At 45.5% G+C, this 19806-nt stretch carries 15 protein-coding genes; 6 read left to right on the top strand and 9 right to left on the bottom strand.

Annotated elements, in window-relative coordinates:
* Positions 1 to 19 precede the first annotated feature (19 nt).
* Positions 20 to 415: an iron chaperone gene (locus tag MHI48_RS04520; RefSeq protein ID WP_076329505.1), complete on the bottom strand. Its 396-nt coding sequence runs from the start codon at positions 413 to 415 to the stop codon at positions 20 to 22.
* A gap of 184 nt (positions 416 to 599) precedes the next feature.
* Between MHI48_RS04520 and MHI48_RS04515 the strand changes: the two genes are divergently transcribed.
* Both MHI48_RS04515 and MHI48_RS04510 read left to right on the top strand, forming a co-directional pair.
* Positions 600 to 920, top strand: coding sequence for a helix-turn-helix transcriptional regulator (locus tag MHI48_RS04515; protein ID WP_076329506.1), 321 nt, complete (start codon positions 600 to 602; stop codon positions 918 to 920).
* A 99-nt stretch (positions 921 to 1019) separates the two neighbouring features.
* Positions 1020 to 2102, top strand: coding sequence for a saccharopine dehydrogenase (locus MHI48_RS04510; protein WP_076329507.1), 1083 nt, complete (start codon positions 1020 to 1022; stop codon positions 2100 to 2102).
* Positions 2103 to 2218: 116 nt separating this feature from the next.
* Here the strand turns inward: MHI48_RS04510 and MHI48_RS04505 are convergent, their stop codons facing one another.
* Positions 2219 to 2881, bottom strand: coding sequence for a M48 family metallopeptidase (locus MHI48_RS04505; protein ID WP_076329508.1), 663 nt, complete (start codon positions 2879 to 2881; stop codon positions 2219 to 2221).
* Positions 2882 to 3034: 153 nt separating this feature from the next.
* Here MHI48_RS04505 and MHI48_RS04500 point away from each other — a divergent pair, with 153 nt between their 5' ends.
* Complete coding sequence (locus tag MHI48_RS04500; RefSeq protein ID WP_076329509.1) at positions 3035 to 3790, top strand: GNAT family N-acetyltransferase; 756 nt, start codon at positions 3035 to 3037, stop codon at positions 3788 to 3790.
* A gap of 185 nt (positions 3791 to 3975) precedes the next feature.
* Here the strand turns inward: MHI48_RS04500 and MHI48_RS04495 are convergent, their stop codons facing one another.
* A complete protein-coding gene (locus MHI48_RS04495) occupies positions 3976 to 6354 on the bottom strand; it encodes a GH36-type glycosyl hydrolase domain-containing protein (protein ID WP_076329510.1) in 2379 nt (792 codons plus the stop codon).
* Positions 6355 to 6483: 129 nt separating this feature from the next.
* Positions 6484 to 6903 (bottom strand): ester cyclase, encoded by a 420-nt coding sequence (locus MHI48_RS04490; RefSeq protein WP_036605991.1) that lies wholly within the window; start codon positions 6901 to 6903, stop codon positions 6484 to 6486.
* 304 nt (positions 6904 to 7207) lie between these two features.
* Here MHI48_RS04490 and MHI48_RS04485 point away from each other — a divergent pair, with 304 nt between their 5' ends.
* Positions 7208 to 9730, top strand: a complete 2523-nt coding sequence (locus MHI48_RS04485; RefSeq protein WP_076329511.1) for a transglutaminase domain-containing protein — start codon at positions 7208 to 7210, stop codon at positions 9728 to 9730.
* A 70-nt stretch (positions 9731 to 9800) separates the two neighbouring features.
* On the opposite strand, the gene MHI48_RS04480 is transcribed toward MHI48_RS04485, so the two are convergent.
* Together MHI48_RS04480 and MHI48_RS04475 are read right to left on the bottom strand one after the other, a co-directional pair.
* The gene (locus tag MHI48_RS04480; protein ID WP_076319980.1) at positions 9801 to 10796 is read right to left on the bottom strand and encodes a hypothetical protein; all 996 of its coding nucleotides are present in this window, start codon (positions 10794 to 10796) and stop codon (positions 9801 to 9803) included.
* A 255-nt stretch (positions 10797 to 11051) separates the two neighbouring features.
* Positions 11052 to 11954 carry an SDR family oxidoreductase gene (locus MHI48_RS04475; RefSeq protein ID WP_017690578.1) on the bottom strand — a complete coding sequence of 301 codons (903 nt, stop codon included), beginning with the start codon at positions 11952 to 11954 and terminating at the stop codon, positions 11052 to 11054.
* A 211-nt stretch (positions 11955 to 12165) separates the two neighbouring features.
* On the opposite strand from MHI48_RS04475, the gene MHI48_RS04470 reads away from it, so the two are divergent.
* The gene (locus MHI48_RS04470) at positions 12166 to 13149 is read left to right on the top strand and encodes a MerR family transcriptional regulator (protein WP_179086590.1); all 984 of its coding nucleotides are present in this window, start codon (positions 12166 to 12168) and stop codon (positions 13147 to 13149) included.
* Between the two features lie 26 nt (positions 13150 to 13175).
* On the opposite strand, the gene MHI48_RS04465 is transcribed toward MHI48_RS04470, so the two are convergent.
* The 3 genes from MHI48_RS04465 to MHI48_RS04455 all read right to left on the bottom strand — a co-directional run bounded on the left by MHI48_RS04465 (position 13176) and on the right by MHI48_RS04455 (position 17806).
* Entirely contained in the window at positions 13176 to 14705 is a 1530-nt protein-coding gene (locus MHI48_RS04465) for an acetylhydrolase (protein ID WP_076329513.1), read from the bottom strand.
* A gap of 418 nt (positions 14706 to 15123) precedes the next feature.
* Complete coding sequence (locus MHI48_RS04460; RefSeq protein WP_076319983.1) at positions 15124 to 16503, bottom strand: amino acid permease; 1380 nt, start codon at positions 16501 to 16503, stop codon at positions 15124 to 15126.
* Positions 16504 to 16816: 313 nt separating this feature from the next.
* Complete coding sequence (locus MHI48_RS04455; protein ID WP_076329514.1) at positions 16817 to 17806, bottom strand: ABC transporter substrate-binding protein; 990 nt, start codon at positions 17804 to 17806, stop codon at positions 16817 to 16819.
* A gap of 232 nt (positions 17807 to 18038) precedes the next feature.
* On the opposite strand from MHI48_RS04455, the gene MHI48_RS04450 reads away from it, so the two are divergent.
* Positions 18039 to 19730, top strand: a complete 1692-nt coding sequence (locus MHI48_RS04450) for a helix-turn-helix domain-containing protein (protein WP_076329515.1) — start codon at positions 18039 to 18041, stop codon at positions 19728 to 19730.
* Positions 19731 to 19806 lie beyond the last annotated feature (76 nt).

Here is a 19806-nt window from a genome sequence, read left to right as displayed (position 1 = left end):
TCAGTACACTAACAGTTTTTTACCATTTACTCTTCTTCTGCTTCTTCTCCAGAGCTTTTTCCACATTTTCTTTCACCCGAAACGCCACAATCCGGCGGATGAGATCCTCTGGCAATGGCTGATCCAGCGGAAACTGGACAGATCCCTTAGCCCCTTTGTACTTGGAGAGTTCCTCCTTGAACGCCAGAACCCCACTCGGAGCAGGGTAAAATCCAATATGTTGCTGGTATGCGGCAAAATGAACCAGATTCCCATGCTGTGCATACGTAGGCATCTTGTAACTGATCTTCTCTTCGGCGTTCGGAGCCGCTTCACGAATAATCTGTCTTAACGCCTGTAATCTCACCTGTACATCGGGTGCAAACTCCGAGATATATTCATCTACCAGCACCGAATAATGGTTACTCTCAGCCATCTTGGACTCCTTCCACCACGGAAACATTAATGGATTCGTGGTACGGGCATATTTGCTTATATTGTACTTCAAATGGACAAGCGGAACAGCTAATTTCCTGCAACTTGGAATGTTAAATTTGATTTTTAAGTGAACTAAGCCTTATAATACGTTTAAACAATTAAACATTATAACGGAGTGAGCCATGAAGGAATCGATGGGTAACCAAAAAGTTATTGATATTTTCGAGAATCTAAGTCCTTATCTTCAAGGATTGGGAGACCCCGTTCGCCAGCGAATCATATCGCTGCTCATTGATCAAGAGAGCATGAACGTATCGCAGATTGCAGAGCATGTCCCCATGTCACGCCCTACGGTCTCTCATCACTTGAAAATATTGCGTCAATCCGGGCTGTTATCGGTTCAGAAAAAAGGTACGGAGATGTATTACAAGCTGGAGTTCAACGATGCGATCGAATTAATCAAACAGCTCGTTCATCTCGTGGAAGTGGAATGTCAGAGCTAGCGCATACCGCGCTGGTGAACCGCATTCCTTTTCTTCACTCTATTATGTTCATTAGTTTAAACATATAAGTACATAAACATATCAACGGAGGTTTATCGAATGAATAGAAAAAGAGTTCTTATCGCTGGGGGCTATGGTGCTGTAGGTGCACAGCTTGCTCGCATTTTGCATGACAGGCATCCTGATCTGGAATTGGTACTGGGAGGCCGTTCTGCGGGTAAAGCAGCACCTTTTCCATCCAATCGTGTCCAAACGGTTGTTGTTGATACCAATGCAGACGATCCACTGATTCACGCAGGAGAGAATATATCGTTAATCATTAATGCAGTGAACGATCTGGATGATCGACTACTGGTGTCGGCCGTACGGAGAAAAATTCCCCTCATCGATATAACACGCTGGACTGAGGTGTTCAATCAAGCGATCCGTACAATAGAGCAGGAAGAGCTTCATGCTCCGGTAGTCCTGTCCTCTGGATGGATGGCAGGAACGGCGTCACTCTTTGCCATGATACTTTCTAACTCTCTGCAACATGTCGAAGTAAACATTCATGCCCTATGGTCGCTGCGGGATAAGGCCGGCCCTGATTCGGCAGCCTTCATGGACCGGATGAGTATTCCTTTTCAGATATCCGAATCCAATACACATCGACTCGTCTATCCCATGACAGATCCGATCAAAGTTCATTTCCCGAACGGGTATACGACTCCATGTTACAGATTGGATACACCCGATCACGTCACATTACCTCATACCAGTCATATTGATTCAACCAGCTTCCGCATTGCATTCGATAGTAAAGTATCTACCTATGCACTCGCCGGATTGGTCAAAACCGGAGTATGGAAGATGATCAGTGGTGAACGTTTCCAGCCATTCCGGCGGAAATTGCTCTATAATCCAGGAACTGGGAGTGCACATCATCTCGTCATTCAATTGAAAGGGCTGGATGCAAAAGGAAACGAAGTTAAACGAACGATGACAGTCTCTGACCCACTCGGTCAAACTCATATGACTGCACTCGGCGCTGCGGTGCAAGCCGAGAAGATACTGATGATGCCAATGGACAAACCTATGGCTCCAGGCATCTATTATCCTGAGCATCTGTTCGATGACCGAATGGACATGGATGCGGTTACTCATTTTTTCAAACATTACGGCGTTCAAGTATCCCATTCCTGATCCAGACAAATACAAAAAATCCGCGAAGCCGCTCACTGCTACAGTGGGATCTTCGCGGATTTTACGAATAATATCAGAGGGGTATGGCGTGTCCAAGTGAAGGCTTAAGCTTGTTATTATAGTGTCATGGCCCGACCATTTCGCATCAGGTAATCTTCTTTTGTTTTGTAATCCGGCATGATGCTGCCGATCCGCCGCCAGAAAGAGCGGTCATGATTCATGTGGTGAATATGGCAAAGTTCATGAATAATGACATATTCGATCACTTCCAGTGGCGCCATCGCCAGGCGATAATTGAACGTAAGTTTTTTGTCCCAGCTGCAACTGCCCCACTTGGTGGGAGAATCTACGATCTCTACTGACTTCGGCTTCACCTTCAACTCTTGCTGGTAGCGACCGATACGCTCCCCAATCATGCGTTTACACTCGGCAAAATAAAATTTCTTCAGATTCGCTCGCAGCTCTTCTTCTGTAAGCCCCTCTACAGGGATTAAGTCATGCAGTGCATGCTCCTTGCCAAAAAGCAGAAACTTCCCCTTGCCTTCATCTTCGTATTCCTTGGCTTGAGGACCGTCGAGCGCCCGCTGCATGAGAGCGGATTTCTTCAAAATTACATCCCCATGCTGCTCTACAAGTTGCCGGATCATGTCTTCACTGGTACCATTGGGTGCTTTGATCGTTACCATATAAGGCAAGTCCATCGTGATGGACACCTTCTTGCGTTTGCCGTATTGGATATGACAGTTAATGCTGTGATTATTTAATTCTATAGTTAACATAATGCGCTCCGCTTCTGAAGTTATTCATTCAACCAAATCAAATTGTATACCATCTCCAGCTATAATGCATACTGTTCGACGATATATATGTTTTTATTGTATTTTTATACACAATTATGTATTATTATTTAATCATAAAATCGGAGGTTGGATATGACGCATACCATAGATTCAGAACACAAAACCATTGAAGAACTATCCCTTAATCACTGGCAACCCTTGTCTACCTTATTATATGACGGATGGGTACTGCGTTTTGCCAAAGGATATACCAAACGTGCCAACTCCGTTCAACCTATCCATTACTCCACTCTGGATGTGCATGAAAAGATTGAGGAATGTGAGCGCATCTATGCTTCCAATCAGTTAAGTACCATATTTAAAATCACACCGTTTATTCAGCCGGATCATCTCGACCAGCTTTTGCAAGAAAAAGGGTATGGCGTTGTCGATCTGACCCGTATCCAGATTAGGAGCCTGGAAGAGATCAAAGAGCCTGTGCACCAAGCTGTACAGATCGACGAACAGTTGACCACAGCGTGGCTGGATCATTTTTGCAGGCTAAATCAGGTGAATGATCTGCAACGGGAAACGACGGAATTAATGTTGGACAATATCCGGACAAAGGTAGGTTTCATCTCGCTGTTGATCGATGGGCAAGTCGTCGCTTGTGGGTTTGGTGTAATCGAGCGTGGCTATATTGGATTGTATGACATCATTACAGACGCTAACTTCCGGAATCGGGGACTTGCTGAACAGATGATCCTGCATCTATTGCATTGGGCAAAAAAACAAGGCGCTACGTCTAGTTATCTGCAAGTGGTTGCGAATAATGCACCTGCCTTGAAACTTTACGCCAAGCTGGGTTATTCAGAGATTTATAGCTATTGGTACAGAGTCAAAGAATAGAGTGTTTGCTAATCAAGCTTAGCTTGTGGATTCTTTCATCATATTCAGTCTGACAAACAGATTAATTCAAAACAACATCTTGAAGCAAAAACTGCCCTCCTTCTATAAAGGAAAGGCAGTTTTTAATTTGTCTTCGTAATTTTCCAAAACTCTTCAGATCGTTCAGCATTACTCCTTGCGCTTTTCTACAAAGGCAGCTTCACCAGCACCTCATATTTCACGCCGCCCTGTATATTCTTGATGATATCGCCTTCAATCCGTTGGCCGTCAACATGCACCTCAATTGTCTGGACAGTTGCATCCTTCTTCATGTTCACATGCAGCTCAGCCCCGCGGAACAACCGCGTGACCGACGCCTCGTTCCAATCTTCTGGCAACTGCGGACGCACCTGCAGCCCTTGCGCGTGACCCTGTAAGCCAAACAATCCGTCGATCAGACAACGATACACCCAAGGCACCGTGCCGGTGTTGAACAGATGACTGGAGCGCCCAGCTGTACGTGGGAATTGACGATAGGCTCCGCGATAATAATTCGGGATAAATACGGGTAGCTGACCCCGCTGAAGAATATCCTCGGCATCGGGGCCCGGAATCATTTTACGCAACAGACGGTACGCCTTCTCCTTCTCGCCCACCAGGTACAACGCATATATATAGAACGCCGCCGCGTGATTGTACACTGCACCATTCTCCGCACTTCCCGGATGTTTCTGCGTAACTCGACCTACATCTTCCCGCATCGCTGTGAAAGACGGCGCGAGCTTCTCGACACCATATGGCGTCTCCAATTGCTCCTCTACAGCACGGATTAACCTCTCCTGTTTCTCCTGATCCGCAGCACCGCTCATGAGTGCCCAGCTCTGAGGATTGATATAGATGCGTCCTTCCACGTCTTTGCTTACACCAAACACTACGTTATCATCCGTAATGCCTCGCGCATACCAGTTCCCATCCCACAGATACTCATTCGCTACCGCATTGGTCTGAGTGGCTTCCTGACGGAATTCCGCTGCAACCTCGCCATGCCCTGCCTGTTCACCAATATCTGCCCACACATTGAACGCATATGCCGACGCAATGGTTAACCAGCCGGATACGCCTTTGCCTTTGTACCCCACCATGTTCATCGGATCACACCAGTCACCCTGATTGATATAGTTCAACCCACGCGCATCACGCTCATGGATCAACCAGCGCATTGCAAGATTCATATGCTCCAGTACGGAAACCTTTTGTTCACTGTCTGTAAAAGCAACCTGTTCCTCCAAAATGCTATAGTCATTCGTTTCATCCAAATAGGTCTTCATACAGACCGGAAGCCAGATGCAGTGATCAGTATGAGGAACCTGGTTAATATATTTCAGTTCTGCGTCCGGGTGCAAAATAATGCCGTCTGGCATCGCGCCGCTTATATGCTGCTGAGACAAAGCGGTCAAGAACGCAGCTCGTGCAATCTGCGGCTGAATATAACTCATGCCCATGTTGTCTTGCAAATAATTCCGCGTCTGCGGATCGGTTGTCAGACGGTTGGTTTTGCCATGATAGTACATCTGGCGAGGCAACCAATGATTCACGACATTATCTAGCCAGCTGTCCGGTGTCTCAATCTGGATGTTCCCTTGCCCTTCCGCAATATAACCAGCATACTCCTGCTCGGCTGCGGTGAAACCATCCTGTCCTTCCTCATTCTGCTTCACAAAATAATGCTGACGAATGCCCTCAATCTCTGTCTCATCATGAGCCGGACCAAAGATGAATCGATACGCCTGCTCCGCTCCTGCTTCCAGTTCGACTCTATATTGCAATACAGCTACAGGTGTCTCGTACCGTGCATCTCCACCAGCCAGTGTCTCCGACTGCAGGGCCGAAGGATTATGTAGTCCACCTTCGCCTTCAAAAGTCTCATGATTTACTTCCCAGCCAGTCGGTTGGTGATCTGCAAGCAGATAGGTTTTGTCGCTGTAATTTTTGATTTTGCTATAATCCTGATATTTCTGATACGGCGTAATCGCCGAGCAGACAATGCCCTGCAAATCTTCCAAATACGAACCGGACTGGTTCATCCATGACATATAGCCGACCGTATAATACGGGTAGATACTAAGCTTGCGTTTTCTCGAAGACAGATTGGTTACCTTCACACGCCACAGCTCCATGACATCTTCCTTCGGCAAACGCAGGGACATCTCGATGCAAATGTCGTCCTGAATCACTTTCCAATGAATATCGTGTTTACCGACAGCGAACGTATAGCTATCCGCCTGCTTGCGAACGGGTTCATACGGGGCGGAGAAGATTTCGCCACTTACTTCATCTTTAATGTAGACAAACCGTCCCGGATGGTGGGCATAGTATGGCTGCTCCGGTTGCATAAACGTCTTGGCTTCCAGGTTGGGCGCATACGAGTATTTAGCAGGTTCGGGCTGCATGAATTGGGCCACCGCGTACCCCCGGCAATTCACATGAATCATCATCTTTTCATTCCAAAGGAATCCGGATGCCTTCGGTAAACTTGTCGGGCTTGTTAGTTCAACATATTGATTATCTTCCGTTGCTTTAATCATCACTGAACCTCACTTTCAGATTATGGAGTCAAAAGACAGAAAACGTTTTAGGTAACTTGTATACAACTTTGTTCATTATAACACGGGAACGCTTACAAAGAACTGAAAACTAAAAAAGAGCTGAGAAACTCAGCTCCGATTACGTTCCAATTGTTTCTCGATGCCCAACCTGTCGATCTGTATCCAATACTCTGCAATTTGTTCTTTTTCCACTCGGTATACCGCACTCGCAATTTCAATCACCGGGAGGTTGGTTGGACTGTATCCGTCCACTTTGCCGATATGGGTACCCGTTTGTCTCCAGCGCACATAAACTTTATCACCTTGCGTCAGCAACTCCTGAATTTCGAGTGAAAATTCCCCGTAAGCTTCGATCATTTCTCGCACATGATCTGCATAATCGGAAGGGGTTCGGGTCACTGTGACCTCTTCTTCAGATATCACTTGATGGGCCAGTACTTGTTCCGCCATGACGCTGCTTGCATAATCAGGATTCCGGCCTGATCGGACTTCTTCAAAAAAGGTTCTGACAATCTGTTCTGCTGTCATACGCCAATCCAGCCTATTCAAATGTTTCGTTTATATATATAAATATGTAGTAACTCTTGTATTTTAACATGGTCCCCCCGCTACAGAATTACAACTGTTCTATTGTTCTACAGGACTTAAAACCTACCCTCTCACCTTGACAATGCGTCAATATGACCATAAACTAGCAAAGGATATTAGGAAATTAATGGGAGGTTTGGCTGTTAAGAGGTTCGTGTATGGGTTTTAACCAATTTTGATAGTCTTTCGGTGTGTAGAAACGTAGCCATTAGAGCAACTCAGAAAAACAAGAAAGCGGTGTATCATGAAACGTCTATTTTTCATTATGTTTGCGCTCACCCTGTTACTGGCTGGATGCCAGAGTACTGAGCAGGAAAGCAGTCCGTCCGAAAATAATCCAACAGAAATAGTAGAAGGTTCTACCATTTTAAGTTTGAAGCAGAAATACGGCTCTGAATTGGAACAAGCGATCATGCCGATGTACAACGTAGCTCAGGATGAAGAATTTACGTTCAAGTTTAAAGCAGATTTACGGAAGAATAACCTGTCAGCTATTGACATTATAAGTGTACATACCGATATTAAAGCACTCAAAGCAAGCGATGTACATGCCCTTCGCGATACCAATGGCAACAACGTTTCTATTAGACCTCTTGGATGGGGCGTTTTAAGTTCAGATTCCATGATGAACAAGGATCAAAGTTCTTGGGGCGGTGCCCCCATTTATTACATTCGTCTGAATTATGATCCAGATGCTGAGAAGCTAACACTACTCGATCAGCCCATCATTATTCCGTTTACAGTGAAATCGGAGTTACCCGTACCTAACCTAAGATACGAAATTGACAAAGATAGACGGTTCAAGTTGGTCTGGGACAAGGTTGAAGGTGCCACCGAATATAAAATTTATAAACGTTCTGACCTAACCAACTTCGATACAAATGTACCTCTAACTGGCGCAGAGGACGCTTTCAGTAATAGTCTGCCTTTAGATATTGCGGTAACGACAGAGACGTCTTTCAATGATTTTTTGAGAGACGGAAAAGGCGGGCTAGGCACTTATAATGAAATGATAACTACCACTCAGAACCATGGTATACGAGGAGAATATTACGTCACTGCAATCGGCGGAGGCAAAGAATCCAATTTTAGCAGAGGTGTCCCTACAGCTCCGCTTGCTTCCCAGTTGCCAACATCTCTGAAAGAACAATTGTATAGGGAAAAATTAAAGAATATAGATGTACTTCCTCAGAAAGCAACAGTTGAGTACAATGACGGCTCTCTAGCTCGTGAAACCATTGTCTATGATACCAAAAGCGTAGAAATTTCAGAGTTCAATGAAACGAATATTCCTTTTCATATTAAAGGAACAGCTTTGAAAAGTTACGTGCGCGTAGAAAATGTGACCCAAGCAGACCTGGACAGACTTGCTCAGCAAACCGTAGCCGATTCCAGCAACGGACTGGTGGAACCAAAGAATGACACACCTTACGTTCCTGCACCTGATGTGCCAACAATCATCAACAATCATGATGCACCTGAGTCTGCAACGGAAACAGAAGAAGCACCGGCTTCGGAAACTTCAACTCCAGAGTCTACAACCGATACTGGAACGTCAGAAGATGTAACTGATCCTCTATCTACTGAGGCTTCCGATGATACTTCTGATAATTCTTCAGATATGGCTTCTGAAGAAGCTTCCAATGAAACACCTGCTCCAGCTCCAGAAGCTGTAGAAGACAACCTGGTAGATGAGCAGAAATCGAATACACAGCAAAATGTAGAACAAGGTAATCAGGAAACCGTGCCTCAGCCTGCTACAGGTGATGCAATGATCAATGCAGATTCCGCATTGGAAGAAGTTTTAGCCAAAAATATGATTGCTGCACAAGATAAAATTTCGTTAAAAGCTTTTCCTGAAGCTCAAAATTTCACAACACTCTCAGATGTTGTTCTGAAAGTGATGTACCAGAATCCATTGATTCTTGGTGTGGAAGGTTTCGAATACAACTATGGTACACTTACCCTTTCCATTTATTACAATGAATCGGCTAGTGGAATCCAGAAGAAGCAAGATGAGATTATTGCCAAAGCGAACGAAGTGGTGGCTTCCATTATCAAGAATGGTATGAACGAAGACGAGAAACGGAAAGCCATCTACGATTATCTGAACGATAACGCGAAGTATGATGATGCAGCGCTGGAAAATGCGGAGCAAAACAACTTCAAAAATGTCGATCCACAGTTTAATGACTCGTTTACCACATACGGTATTCTGGTCAAAGGAGTTGGGGTATGTGCCAGCTATGCTTCCGTTTACAAATTGCTCTCCGATCTCTCGGGATTGGAAAGTATCGTTGTAACGGGCGCTTCCAGCGGCGTTCCACATGCATGGAACAAGGTCAAAATCGGGAACGAATGGTTCCATGTAGATGCCACCAACAACCTGACGAACTCCGGCATCCCGTATTTCCTGTACAATGCCAATGATGAGACTGCTGCAAGTCAGAAAACGATAGCGGATCAAGATTATTGGCTTGATTCCGAGCTCGCGTTGTTTAATGGCGAGAGCGATGCCAATGATTATTATGTACAGAATAATCTCGAAGTCGCGTCCATTAATGAGTACAAAACCAAGGCTGAGAGTGAACTCAAAAAAGGAGAGAACCGGGTCATTCTCCGTTTCGCCTCACCTGTTGACTCTGATGAGCTGATGACAGCTGCCGGTGAAGCCCTCGCTGCAGTGGATGAAGCGCTTCTGAATACAGCACAATTAGCCATGCTAGGCAGTTATGCCATTCTGGACCCGAAACCAGAGCAGAAGTAACTTAGTTACACAGCAATCCCCTTTGCTTTTTCACGAGCAAAGGGGATTTTTTTTCTATTGTTAGATGACTTCAAGCCATTGATTTAACCTGTTGTAATCTGGTAACAAAAGAAGAAATAAATGCTTTCTCTTTCATGAGATTCTCTTGTAATCTCTCACTTATTTTACTGAGTGTACTTGCATCACGCGTTATATTGTATTTCAGAACTATATTTCTCAATTTAAAGTAGTCCTGTTTCAGAATAGTGCTTAATTCCATAAAAGTTGCATCTGGCTCAATGATTAATTTCTCCATTAAATAAGATAAACGCAACTCCATAAGTAGCTTATGTTCATACAAGAGATGAAAGACTCGTGAATCCAATGCTTCTCCAACTAGGGCTGCCTGCTCAATATCGGTAAAGATGCGTTGAATGGCTTGCATTCCAAAATCGTATTTCTGATCTCTCACTAAGTCATATGTCTCGCTTGAGTTAAGATAGTTTTCCATCGCCGTTATAATCTGCTCCACATGAATTGCATAATTGATATTCTGAATTGGCTTGAGGAATCTCACTTCTGTCCAAAAACTGTACTCATTAGACATGGTCCAGTAGCCTTTCTCAAGTTCATCCAGACTACATACGCTTTGTATGAATTTACCATCATCAAGATTATCAGCAATGTATATCAAATTTTGATCCAGGTCATACCCATACACCAATAATTCATGCATGAGATGTTCCTTTTGATAATAGTCTGTACACGCAATGTAGTATCTGTCTGCGTAAATATATAGATAATATCCCATATCTATCGCTTCCGTAATCACTTGTTTAAGTGATGTTCCCCATTTGCTGATCACAATTTCTTGTGGCAGGTTGTAAAAGGAAATTCCCGGACAGGTACTTAACAGAAACTGATGAGAATCAAACGAAAAAATTCCCCATCCATGTGCATACCTGATTTGTATAAAGTTATTGAAAATCCATGGCCATAAATCTTCGTGCATAACGGATGTTAATGTCCCATATGATGTGTACGTGCTTATGACAGGGTCACCTAGTTTAAGTACATTCTTGGCCATTACAGAATTCCTCCTTCGATTCCTAGGCATAGTGTATTGTTCTGAACAGATTCATTGTATAAGCAACGCACTCTCAGAGCTGGGAGCGAAGATCATGTTCTTGAATATATTACCATGTAGCTTATCCGTTTTATATAAGAACGCTTTCATATATAAAAATATTTTATTTCTCTCATCTTAATGACAAAAAAGAGGATACCGCCCCCAATATGGAGACCGTATCCTCTGATACCTTGATCGGATTACCTAAACTATTTACGGGCTAACCGTACCGCCATTTGCATTCAGTGTCTCACCGCTCACATAGCTGGATTCCTGGCTTGCCAGGAACACAAATGCCGGAGCCATCTCGGCAGGTTGTCCTGCCCGACCAAGCGGTGTGTTGGAGCCAAAATCGGCCAGCTTCTCGACTGGTTGTCCACCCACGACCTGGAGCGGTGTCCATACCGGTCCTGGTGCAACAACATTGACACGTATCCCTTTGCTACCCACCTGTTGGGCTAGCGCTTTGCTGAACGTGTTAATGGATGCCTTCGTTGTTGCATAATCCAGCAGGATTGGCGAAGGTTTATACGCCTGAATCGATGATGTGTTGATAATGGAGCTGCCCGGCTTCATGTGTTTCACAGCTGCTTTGCAGAGCCAGAACATGGAATAGACATTTGTTTTGAACGTTGCATCGAACTGCTCGGTGGTCAGATCCGCAATCTGCTCTACAAACTGCTGTTTACCTGCCACGTTAGCAAGGATATCAATCCCGCCAAGCTCTTTTACCGCAGATTCAATGAGTTCTTCACAGTATTTCTCATCCTTCAGGTCACCTGGCATCGTAATTGCTTTGCGACCGGCTTCCTCAATCAGCTTCACAACTTCCTGCGCATCTGCTTCCTCTTCCGGCAGATAGGCCAGAACAACATCTGCACCTTCACGGGCAAACGCAATCGCTGCCGCCCGGCCAATTCCGCTGTCGGCCCCGGTCACAACTGCTTTGCGTCCCGTTAATCGTCCGCTGCCTTTATAACTTTTCTCACCCGCATCGGGAACAGGGGTCATCTCACGCTGGAGCCCCGGCTCATCCTGTTGCTGTTTCCACTCCGGTGTAGCCTTTGGATATTGGGTCGTTGGATCTTGCATGGTGTGCTGATCTTGATTAGCCATGTTCAATTTCCTCCTTGGTTATTTACACGATATCCATCGTATAAACGTATTTTTTTATTTGTTGTGAATTTAATTTTCATAAAAGTTGCACTCTTTCCTTTGTAACCGAGATGGGTGGAATTTAAACTAAGCTAACTGGATTCCCAGACAACTGTCACACATTGAATCTCCCCTAACTGGAGATTGTATAATAGAACATGAGGTGATCTCGTTGAATGCAAATAAAGAACCCTATTCCATCGGTGAAGCAGCCAAACTGATCGGCTCCACGGTGAAAACGATCCGTTATTACGATGAGATTGAACTGTTACAACCCTCCAATCATACGGAAGGCGGGCATCGACTTTATACAACGCAAGACCTGTGGCAACTCGAACTCATTACAACGCTTCGTTATCTGAATTTCAGCATATCGGATATTCGAAAGCTCATGTCGGGTGAACTGGCGGTAGCACAGGCGTTGGATCTACAGATTGAAGCGTTGGAAACCCAGATCGGCACGATGAATTCCATGCTCTCCGTTTTGCAGCAAGCGAGGCAGCATGAAGAAGAAACTTCACTGCGCTCGGAGCAGTCTCTTACCTACATCTCCAGTCTGGTAGAATCCCTGACGGCCAATGCGAGCAGGCGAAAACAATTTGTTGCTGCCAAGGTGGATGAATCCCATCTGCTGGACAGCATTCCGCAGGATTGGAGAGTGTCGTTTCTGCACTTTTTCGATAAATACATGATGAAAGATACCAAACTGACGGCTCAGCAAACACTGGCCTGGAAGGAAATTCAGGAACTGATCAATGATCCGGCCTATTGGGCTGATCTGGCTCGGCTGGAGGTTCCATTCTTCATTATGGCGAATCAGCCACAAGTCGAAGCGGACGTCTGGGTGAAAAAAATGGAGGCTATTCGCATTCGCACTACCGAAGCGCTGGACAAGCGTTGGGCAATCGATAGCCCTGCTGTGCAAAGCATGGTGTGGGACTTTGTGTTGATGTATGCAAGTGCTGAGCATGCGGAAGCACCAGAAATATTTTTTCGCAAACAGGCCCGATATATGCTGGACTCTGTGACGGATCGCATTCTGCGTTTTAACAAGCTGTGCAAGGTGATGAATCCCGAATGGAGCCAAATTGTAGATGGCATTAACCTGTTGCAGGAGGGCATGCGGTTACGTTTAAACCAAATGGAAGAAGACTGAACTTCAGTCTCCTTCCATTTATACGTTTAGCCTTTTTTCAACGAATAGGATTCATGTTCTCCCACTTCCTTGTCCATATGGAGCGTTTGCCCTTTCAAGTAGTGGTTGAAGAAATCAATCGTTGTATCGTTGACCAACTGTTGTGTCCCCCGCGCATCTACACCCTGTGTCCATTCGAGCAGTGGAGAGATCAGGTAGAGGTCGGAGAAACTCAGATGTTTGGTGTTGGTCAGCTCCATCCAGAAGTTCCCTCCTGCGGTTACCGGCTCATAGCGCTCGTACACTTCCTCGTAATATTTCTCGGCTTCCGGACGGGTCGTGCCCATCGCAGCAATCTCTTCGTCACTCATCACACTTGTGCCTGCAACGGTTGAGTCTGCACTCATCATCAGGAACGGCTTGCCCACGCCTTCCGCAGGAATACGCTTCTCGCCAAACAATACACCGTCCATATTCATGCCTGCTTTCACACGTGGATCATTCATTAACATCTGTACTGTCGTTGCTCCGCCAAATGAATGCCCAAACATGCCGATATTGTCCAGATCCATTCGTCCGGTAAAGCGTCCGCTCGGATCTCCCGTACCCAACTTCTCTACCTCATCCAGTACAAACTGTGCATCCTGCACCCATGTCTCATTCAACTTGTCCATGTAACTGAATTGCAGCTGTTCAAAGCCTTCTTTTCCTTCCGATTCAAACTGCGCCACACGTCCATCCGGGAATACGGACACCAGACTGCTGTACGTGTGATTAATGCCTACAACAATGTAACCTTGACTGACCAGCTGCTCGACCTGGAACGTATTCTGATTTTCATAGCCATGCAGACCATGAGAGAAAAGAACAACCGGATACTTGGCTTCGGCATCAGACAACTGAGCTTCCTGTATCGCATGTGTTTTGACCTGACTCAGACTGGAAAATAAAAGCTTTGGCAGTTTCAGCACTTCATTGAAGGCTGTCCCGTAGATCTCCGGCTTATTAACATAAGGGGCTGTTGCTCCCTCTGCGTCTGGATTCGTTGGGTACCAGATCTGTACCATCAGCTCCCGTTGATCACCAACAGAACTCGTCAGCAACTCCTCACGGCTGTTATCTGTCCAGTCGTAGGATACTGTTCCGATTCCATAAGGACCTGCTGGCTTGGCAAACGAAAACACCGGGAACAGCAGCGGCAAGCCAATGCTCACAATAGCGTATACCAACACCAGAAGAGACGTTGCGATGATTCGAACACGTCCGAATTTCCTCGTCACAGTCGATGTGGAAGCAGATGCCCCGGAACCTTTGCTGTTCAGCGAGGTTACACCTGACTGTTGCTGGCGTCTTGCCTTTGTAAATAACACAACCAGTGGAACCAACGTGAGCAGATACGCCGGAATCATCGGCCAACGAAGTCCTTCGACCACACCATGGATGATCAGCAGCACACCTGATATGGCAAATCCACCCCATACCATTTTCCGAAAATGTTGACTCTGTCTCCCAATCCCGATTCCCCCCACGAATATAAGCAGGTTGAAAATAAGATAAATCCATTCTATTGTCCTCATATACTTAAAGCCTCCCATTCTGCCACGGATTAAATCGGAATGATATTATTGCGCAGCAGCTATTATATAAATTGAACTAAACATTTACACGAGAACGTAGAGGACAGAAATAACCTGAAGAAGCGGATGCGTTCGCCTTTATCCCCAGATTTTCACCTTTGTAAAATTAAATCAAAAAAATCAGGGGATAACAGCGATCAGAAGGTTGTTCTGTCATCGAAGTGGCAAGTGTAAATAGGATTTAGTGCAATCTTTATAATTCCAATCTTAAAACCTCCAGTTACAGGAGATTCAAGCATGAATTTTTCGAATAAAAAAATGCACTCCCTGAATGACGCTGAATCACCCTCAGGTTCTCCAATCGTTTCAAGGAATGCATGTATGATATTACGATATAAGTTGATTTTTGAATATTAGACTAGCGATCTTCGCCGCCATCTATCCGTTGTCTTTTTCCGATGCCAAATGCAAAATATCCAGCCACCACGATTGCCATGAACGTAGCTCCAACAACCAGAGGCAAGCGCGTATCCGGGTTAAACGCCATACCGATAATGACGAGAATCAGATACACAATAATGATGTAATTGCTGATCGGGAACCATTTGGACTTGAAGTTATGATCCGCCATCTCGTTGCCCCAACGCTTTCTGAATCGGAACTGGCTGAACGCCAGGGCGAACCATGGAACCATACCCGGAAGAACACTTGCACTGTAGATGTACAAGAACAGCTTGGAGTCCGGCATCAGGTAGTTCAGCACAACCCCTATCAGCAGCAAGGAGATTGTAATGACGATACTGTTGCGGGGAACCCCGCCTTTGGACAGCTTTTTGAAAAAGGCAGGTGCCTGCCCATTCTCAGCCAGCGTGTATAACATCCGTCCTGCACTGTAGATCCCGCTGTTACATCCCGACATGGCCGCCGTGAGCACCACAAAGTTAATGATCCCCGCTGCAGCAACAATACCAACTTTGGCAAAGGTGAGCACAAACGGGCTGCCCGTCTCGCCTACTTCGTTCCAAGGGTACAAGGTTACGATAACAAATATGGCACCAACGTAGAAAATAAGAATACGCCACACGATATTTTTGATCGCTTTACGCAAAGTGTGTTTCGGATTCTCCGCTTCGCCTGCTGTAATACCGACCATCTCCACCCCTTGATACGCAGCCGTTACGATACACAGCGCGAAGAGGAAACCTTTGATGCCCCCAGGGAAGAAGCCACCATGGCTGAACAGATTCGACAGACCAATGGCCTGACCCCCATTCCCCCAGCCGAAGAAAATGAGTCCTGTTCCGATCACGATCATCGCAACAATAGCCGTCACTTTGATCATCGCAAACCAGAATTCAAATTCCCCATAGAACTTCACCGCCGCCAGATTTGCCGCCGCAATGATGAGCACCCCAGCCAGTGCAGGCAGCCACTGTGGAATATCCGGGAACCAATACCCGACATAGATGCCAATCGCCGTAACTTCCGCCATACCAACCGTAACCCACAGGAACCAATAGCTCCAGGCGGTCAGAAATCCGGCAAGCGGACTAATATATTTGTGAGCAAATGTTGCAAACGAACCCGTGACCGGCTCCTGAATCAACATTTCCCCCATAATGCGCATGACAAAAAAGATAACGATACCAGCCAATAAATAAGCCAGCAGCACGGATGGACCTGCCCATTTGATCGTACTTGCCGATCCCATGAACAAACCAACGCCGATTGTACCTCCGAGTGCAATCAGCTCTACATGGCGGGGCTTTAGCCCTCTAGATAGTTGCTTTGATTCCAAACGATTCTCCCCTTTTCTTGTGTACAGCTTCCTGATGTAATCTTTAATTTTCACATTCACATTAACGCAATGCAGAATTACTTCACCAAATTGTACGAGATGTGCCGCAGAAATACAACAAGGAATGTGAGGAAACGGATTCACTACCCATATAGGTATAGGATAACCGCTTAATGAAAATGGCAGTCAGATGAGGCAAGGTCTGATTGTACAGGCTGAGCCATTTCAAGGTGTGGAGTAGAACGATAGTACAAAAAGAACAAAAAGAATCCCCTTGAACAGGAGGCTCTCGACTCTACTACTTATTACCGAACTATTGCTGCTTCATCATGGCAGGCAGTTCATTCAAAAATTCATGCATCGTGTAGGCATCACGTTTATTCCACTTTTGCTCCACTACATATACATGACCGTTCTTAACCGCATGAAGGTCCTTCCATATGGCTGACTTCATCAGTTCGTCATTCTCAGCGGAATCTTCTCCTGACCCAGCTGCCATAAGGAATACGTGATCCCCGGCAAATGATGGCAGACTCTCAAGTGATATTTGAGCCCATGGCATTTCTTCATCAATCGTTACCTTTTTCACCTCATCAGGTATATCCAGTCCATAAGGTGAGTATAAATCTGCAGCTAACCCTGTCGTCATAACATACAGCGTACGATTTGTGTTTAAAAATATCGTTGCCGTCTCATCCGGACCGATGTTCGCACTCTGTTTGAACGCATTCCAGGCTTGCTCCGATTTCGCATCATAATCGACCAGCCACTGCTGTGCCTCTGCCTCCTTATTCACCAGGAGACCAAGTATAGGCAGGCGCTGCTCCAATGGAGCATCTACGTCGATTCCGACCGTCGGCGCCACTTTCGCAATCTGATCCAACTCCTCCCCTTGAGCGTGAAGACCTGTGATGATCAGATCTGGCTCAAGCTCAACCAGCTTTTCCAGATTCAACGGCGCACCAAGATCTTCAATGTCCTTGACTTGATCCTGATATATTGATTCGAATCGGCTATCCTGACCGACTGCATCTGCTCCAAGTACCAGCATGTCCCCGAAGGTTTTATTATCATAATAGACGATCCTCTGTGGATCAGTTGGAATCTCTACCTTACGTCCCAGATAATCCACGTAATCTTTGGTTTCCGGTTTCTCCGCAGCGGCTTCCTTTTCTTTTACGGTTGTCTGCTGCGTTGTTCCGTCATTTACCGACGCACCTTCATTGCTACTGCAAGCACTCAGGCCGATACTCAGCACCAGAACCGCACCAATAGACCATCCCCATCGTTTCACACTATACATGACGTTCTCCCCATTCACTCTGTTTTAGTGATAATCATTATCACTATCTTCTACCTATAGTAACGATCCCGCATAGGCGCATCAATGGACAATTCCAGGGCTTTTCAGACAATACTTAGCAGGTGTAACACCAAGTTATGTTCTATCTCGCCTATCAATTGGTTGAAAAAAGAGCGTATTTACACTATGCTATTCCATGAGAATCGTTATCAATTAGTAAGGGGATTGTGGCATGAAGCTTCTATTACATACCGATCAGGTACATGGAATCTATTCGCTTAGCGAGATTGATTTTATGGAGGAACCCGTCAGCATACTGCCTTCGCAAGAGCATCGTCTCCTCATTGTCGTTTCGGGAAACTTCAGGTTGGATCTGGGGGAAGAGACCCTTACTGCCATTGAAGAACAGTGTTTTTATATTCGACCCGGAGGCAACATTGTACTAACCAGGCAGGATCATGAGCCGTTCGCTGTCTATATGTTTTCTTTTCATGTAATTAAAGTTCAGGCTTCGTCCGTCTGGTTTGACACAAGTCCTGCCTTTGATGGAAGTACGTTGCGATCCGATCGTTCCTATTCCAGCGTGCACACCATTATTCAGGATATGACTCGTCAACGCCCCTATATCAACAAAGCAGAAAGCAATGCCTATCAACCTATGTTCCATATGCTGATGCTGTCTCTCTCTGAACAGAATATGAAAGCTCCCTCTTTGGAAAATACCAGAGATGCCGTTAAACGCACCCTTATCTATTTGCAGGAACACTACGCCGAGAAAATTAAAGTGCAGGAACTATCCGATATATCCGGGGTCTCCTTATGGCAATACAATGAGCTGTTTCGCTCACTGACAGACAAAACCCCGATTGAATATCTAACCGAGATTCGTTTGAATCGAGCCAAGGAATTGCTTTTACAGACAGAAGAAACCATTGAGTCCATCGCCCATCAGGTTGGATTCAATGATCATTATTACTTTGTCAGACGTTTTCGTCAGAAGACCGGGTTGCCTCCTAGAGAGTATGCAGCGATGTATAAGCAAAGCGACAGGGACAAGGACATTCTTTTCCGTGACTCTACAGGAAGGCTATTAGAACTCCCCAAGGACAAATCACGTATCGTATATCTGGATCGCAATACAACAAGTGACTTGATGGCCCTGGATTTGTTCCCAGTCGGTAGTCCCAAGAGTCTATTAGGCCAATTCATCGATACCGCTCCAATGCAAAACACAACTGAAATCAGCTTTCCCCCCAAGCCTGAGGAGATTCGAAAGCTGAAGCCCGATCTTATTCTCGTCGCCAACTACTATGGCATTTCTCTGGATGAAATGAATACCATTGCTCCAACCATTGTGTTGGATCGTGAGCAAACATTGGATAGCCGCTTGCGGACCTTGGGCCAAATTTTCGGCAAAGAAAAAGAAGCGGAACGTTGGCTGATCCGCTATGAAGCCATGGCTGAATACATGTGGAATGTGTGTAAAGGTGCATTTGAACACGGTACAAGTGCCACAGTTCTTGTGGACGGAAATGATGGAAAACTCTATGTCATGGCCTCTCAAGGTCTCACAAACACACTGTACCATGCCAATGGATTCAGACCTCCTCATGAAGTAGCGACATTAATAGAGCAAGGCGAGGCTTTTGTTAAGATCGAGGAAAGCGATTTTGAGCGTTATGTAGGGGATCGTATTTTTATGATATCTGCAACCAGAGATGGGGACGTCGATGACGCTACCTCTTATAAGCGCGAGATGAGTTGGCTGGAAAGCCCTCATTGGCGTGATCTTCCTGCTGTGCGTAACGGAAAAGTATATCATGTAGGACAACACTGGAATATGGAGGGTGCGCTGGAACGTATGCAAGTGCTACATGCTTTGCCAGAACTGTTGCGTAATCACTCCTACCCTGATAACTCGTGATGATAAACGAATCTAAACATCCATAAAAAAGAGCTACCAGAAAAATATCTTTGGCAGCTCTACAATCATTTTTGTA

Source organism: Paenibacillus sp. FSL H7-0942 (assembly GCF_045040715.1).
GTDB classification, from domain to species: domain Bacteria; phylum Bacillota; class Bacilli; order Paenibacillales; family Paenibacillaceae; genus Paenibacillus; species Paenibacillus amylolyticus.
This window is presented reverse-complemented; position numbering and strand designations above follow the sequence as displayed.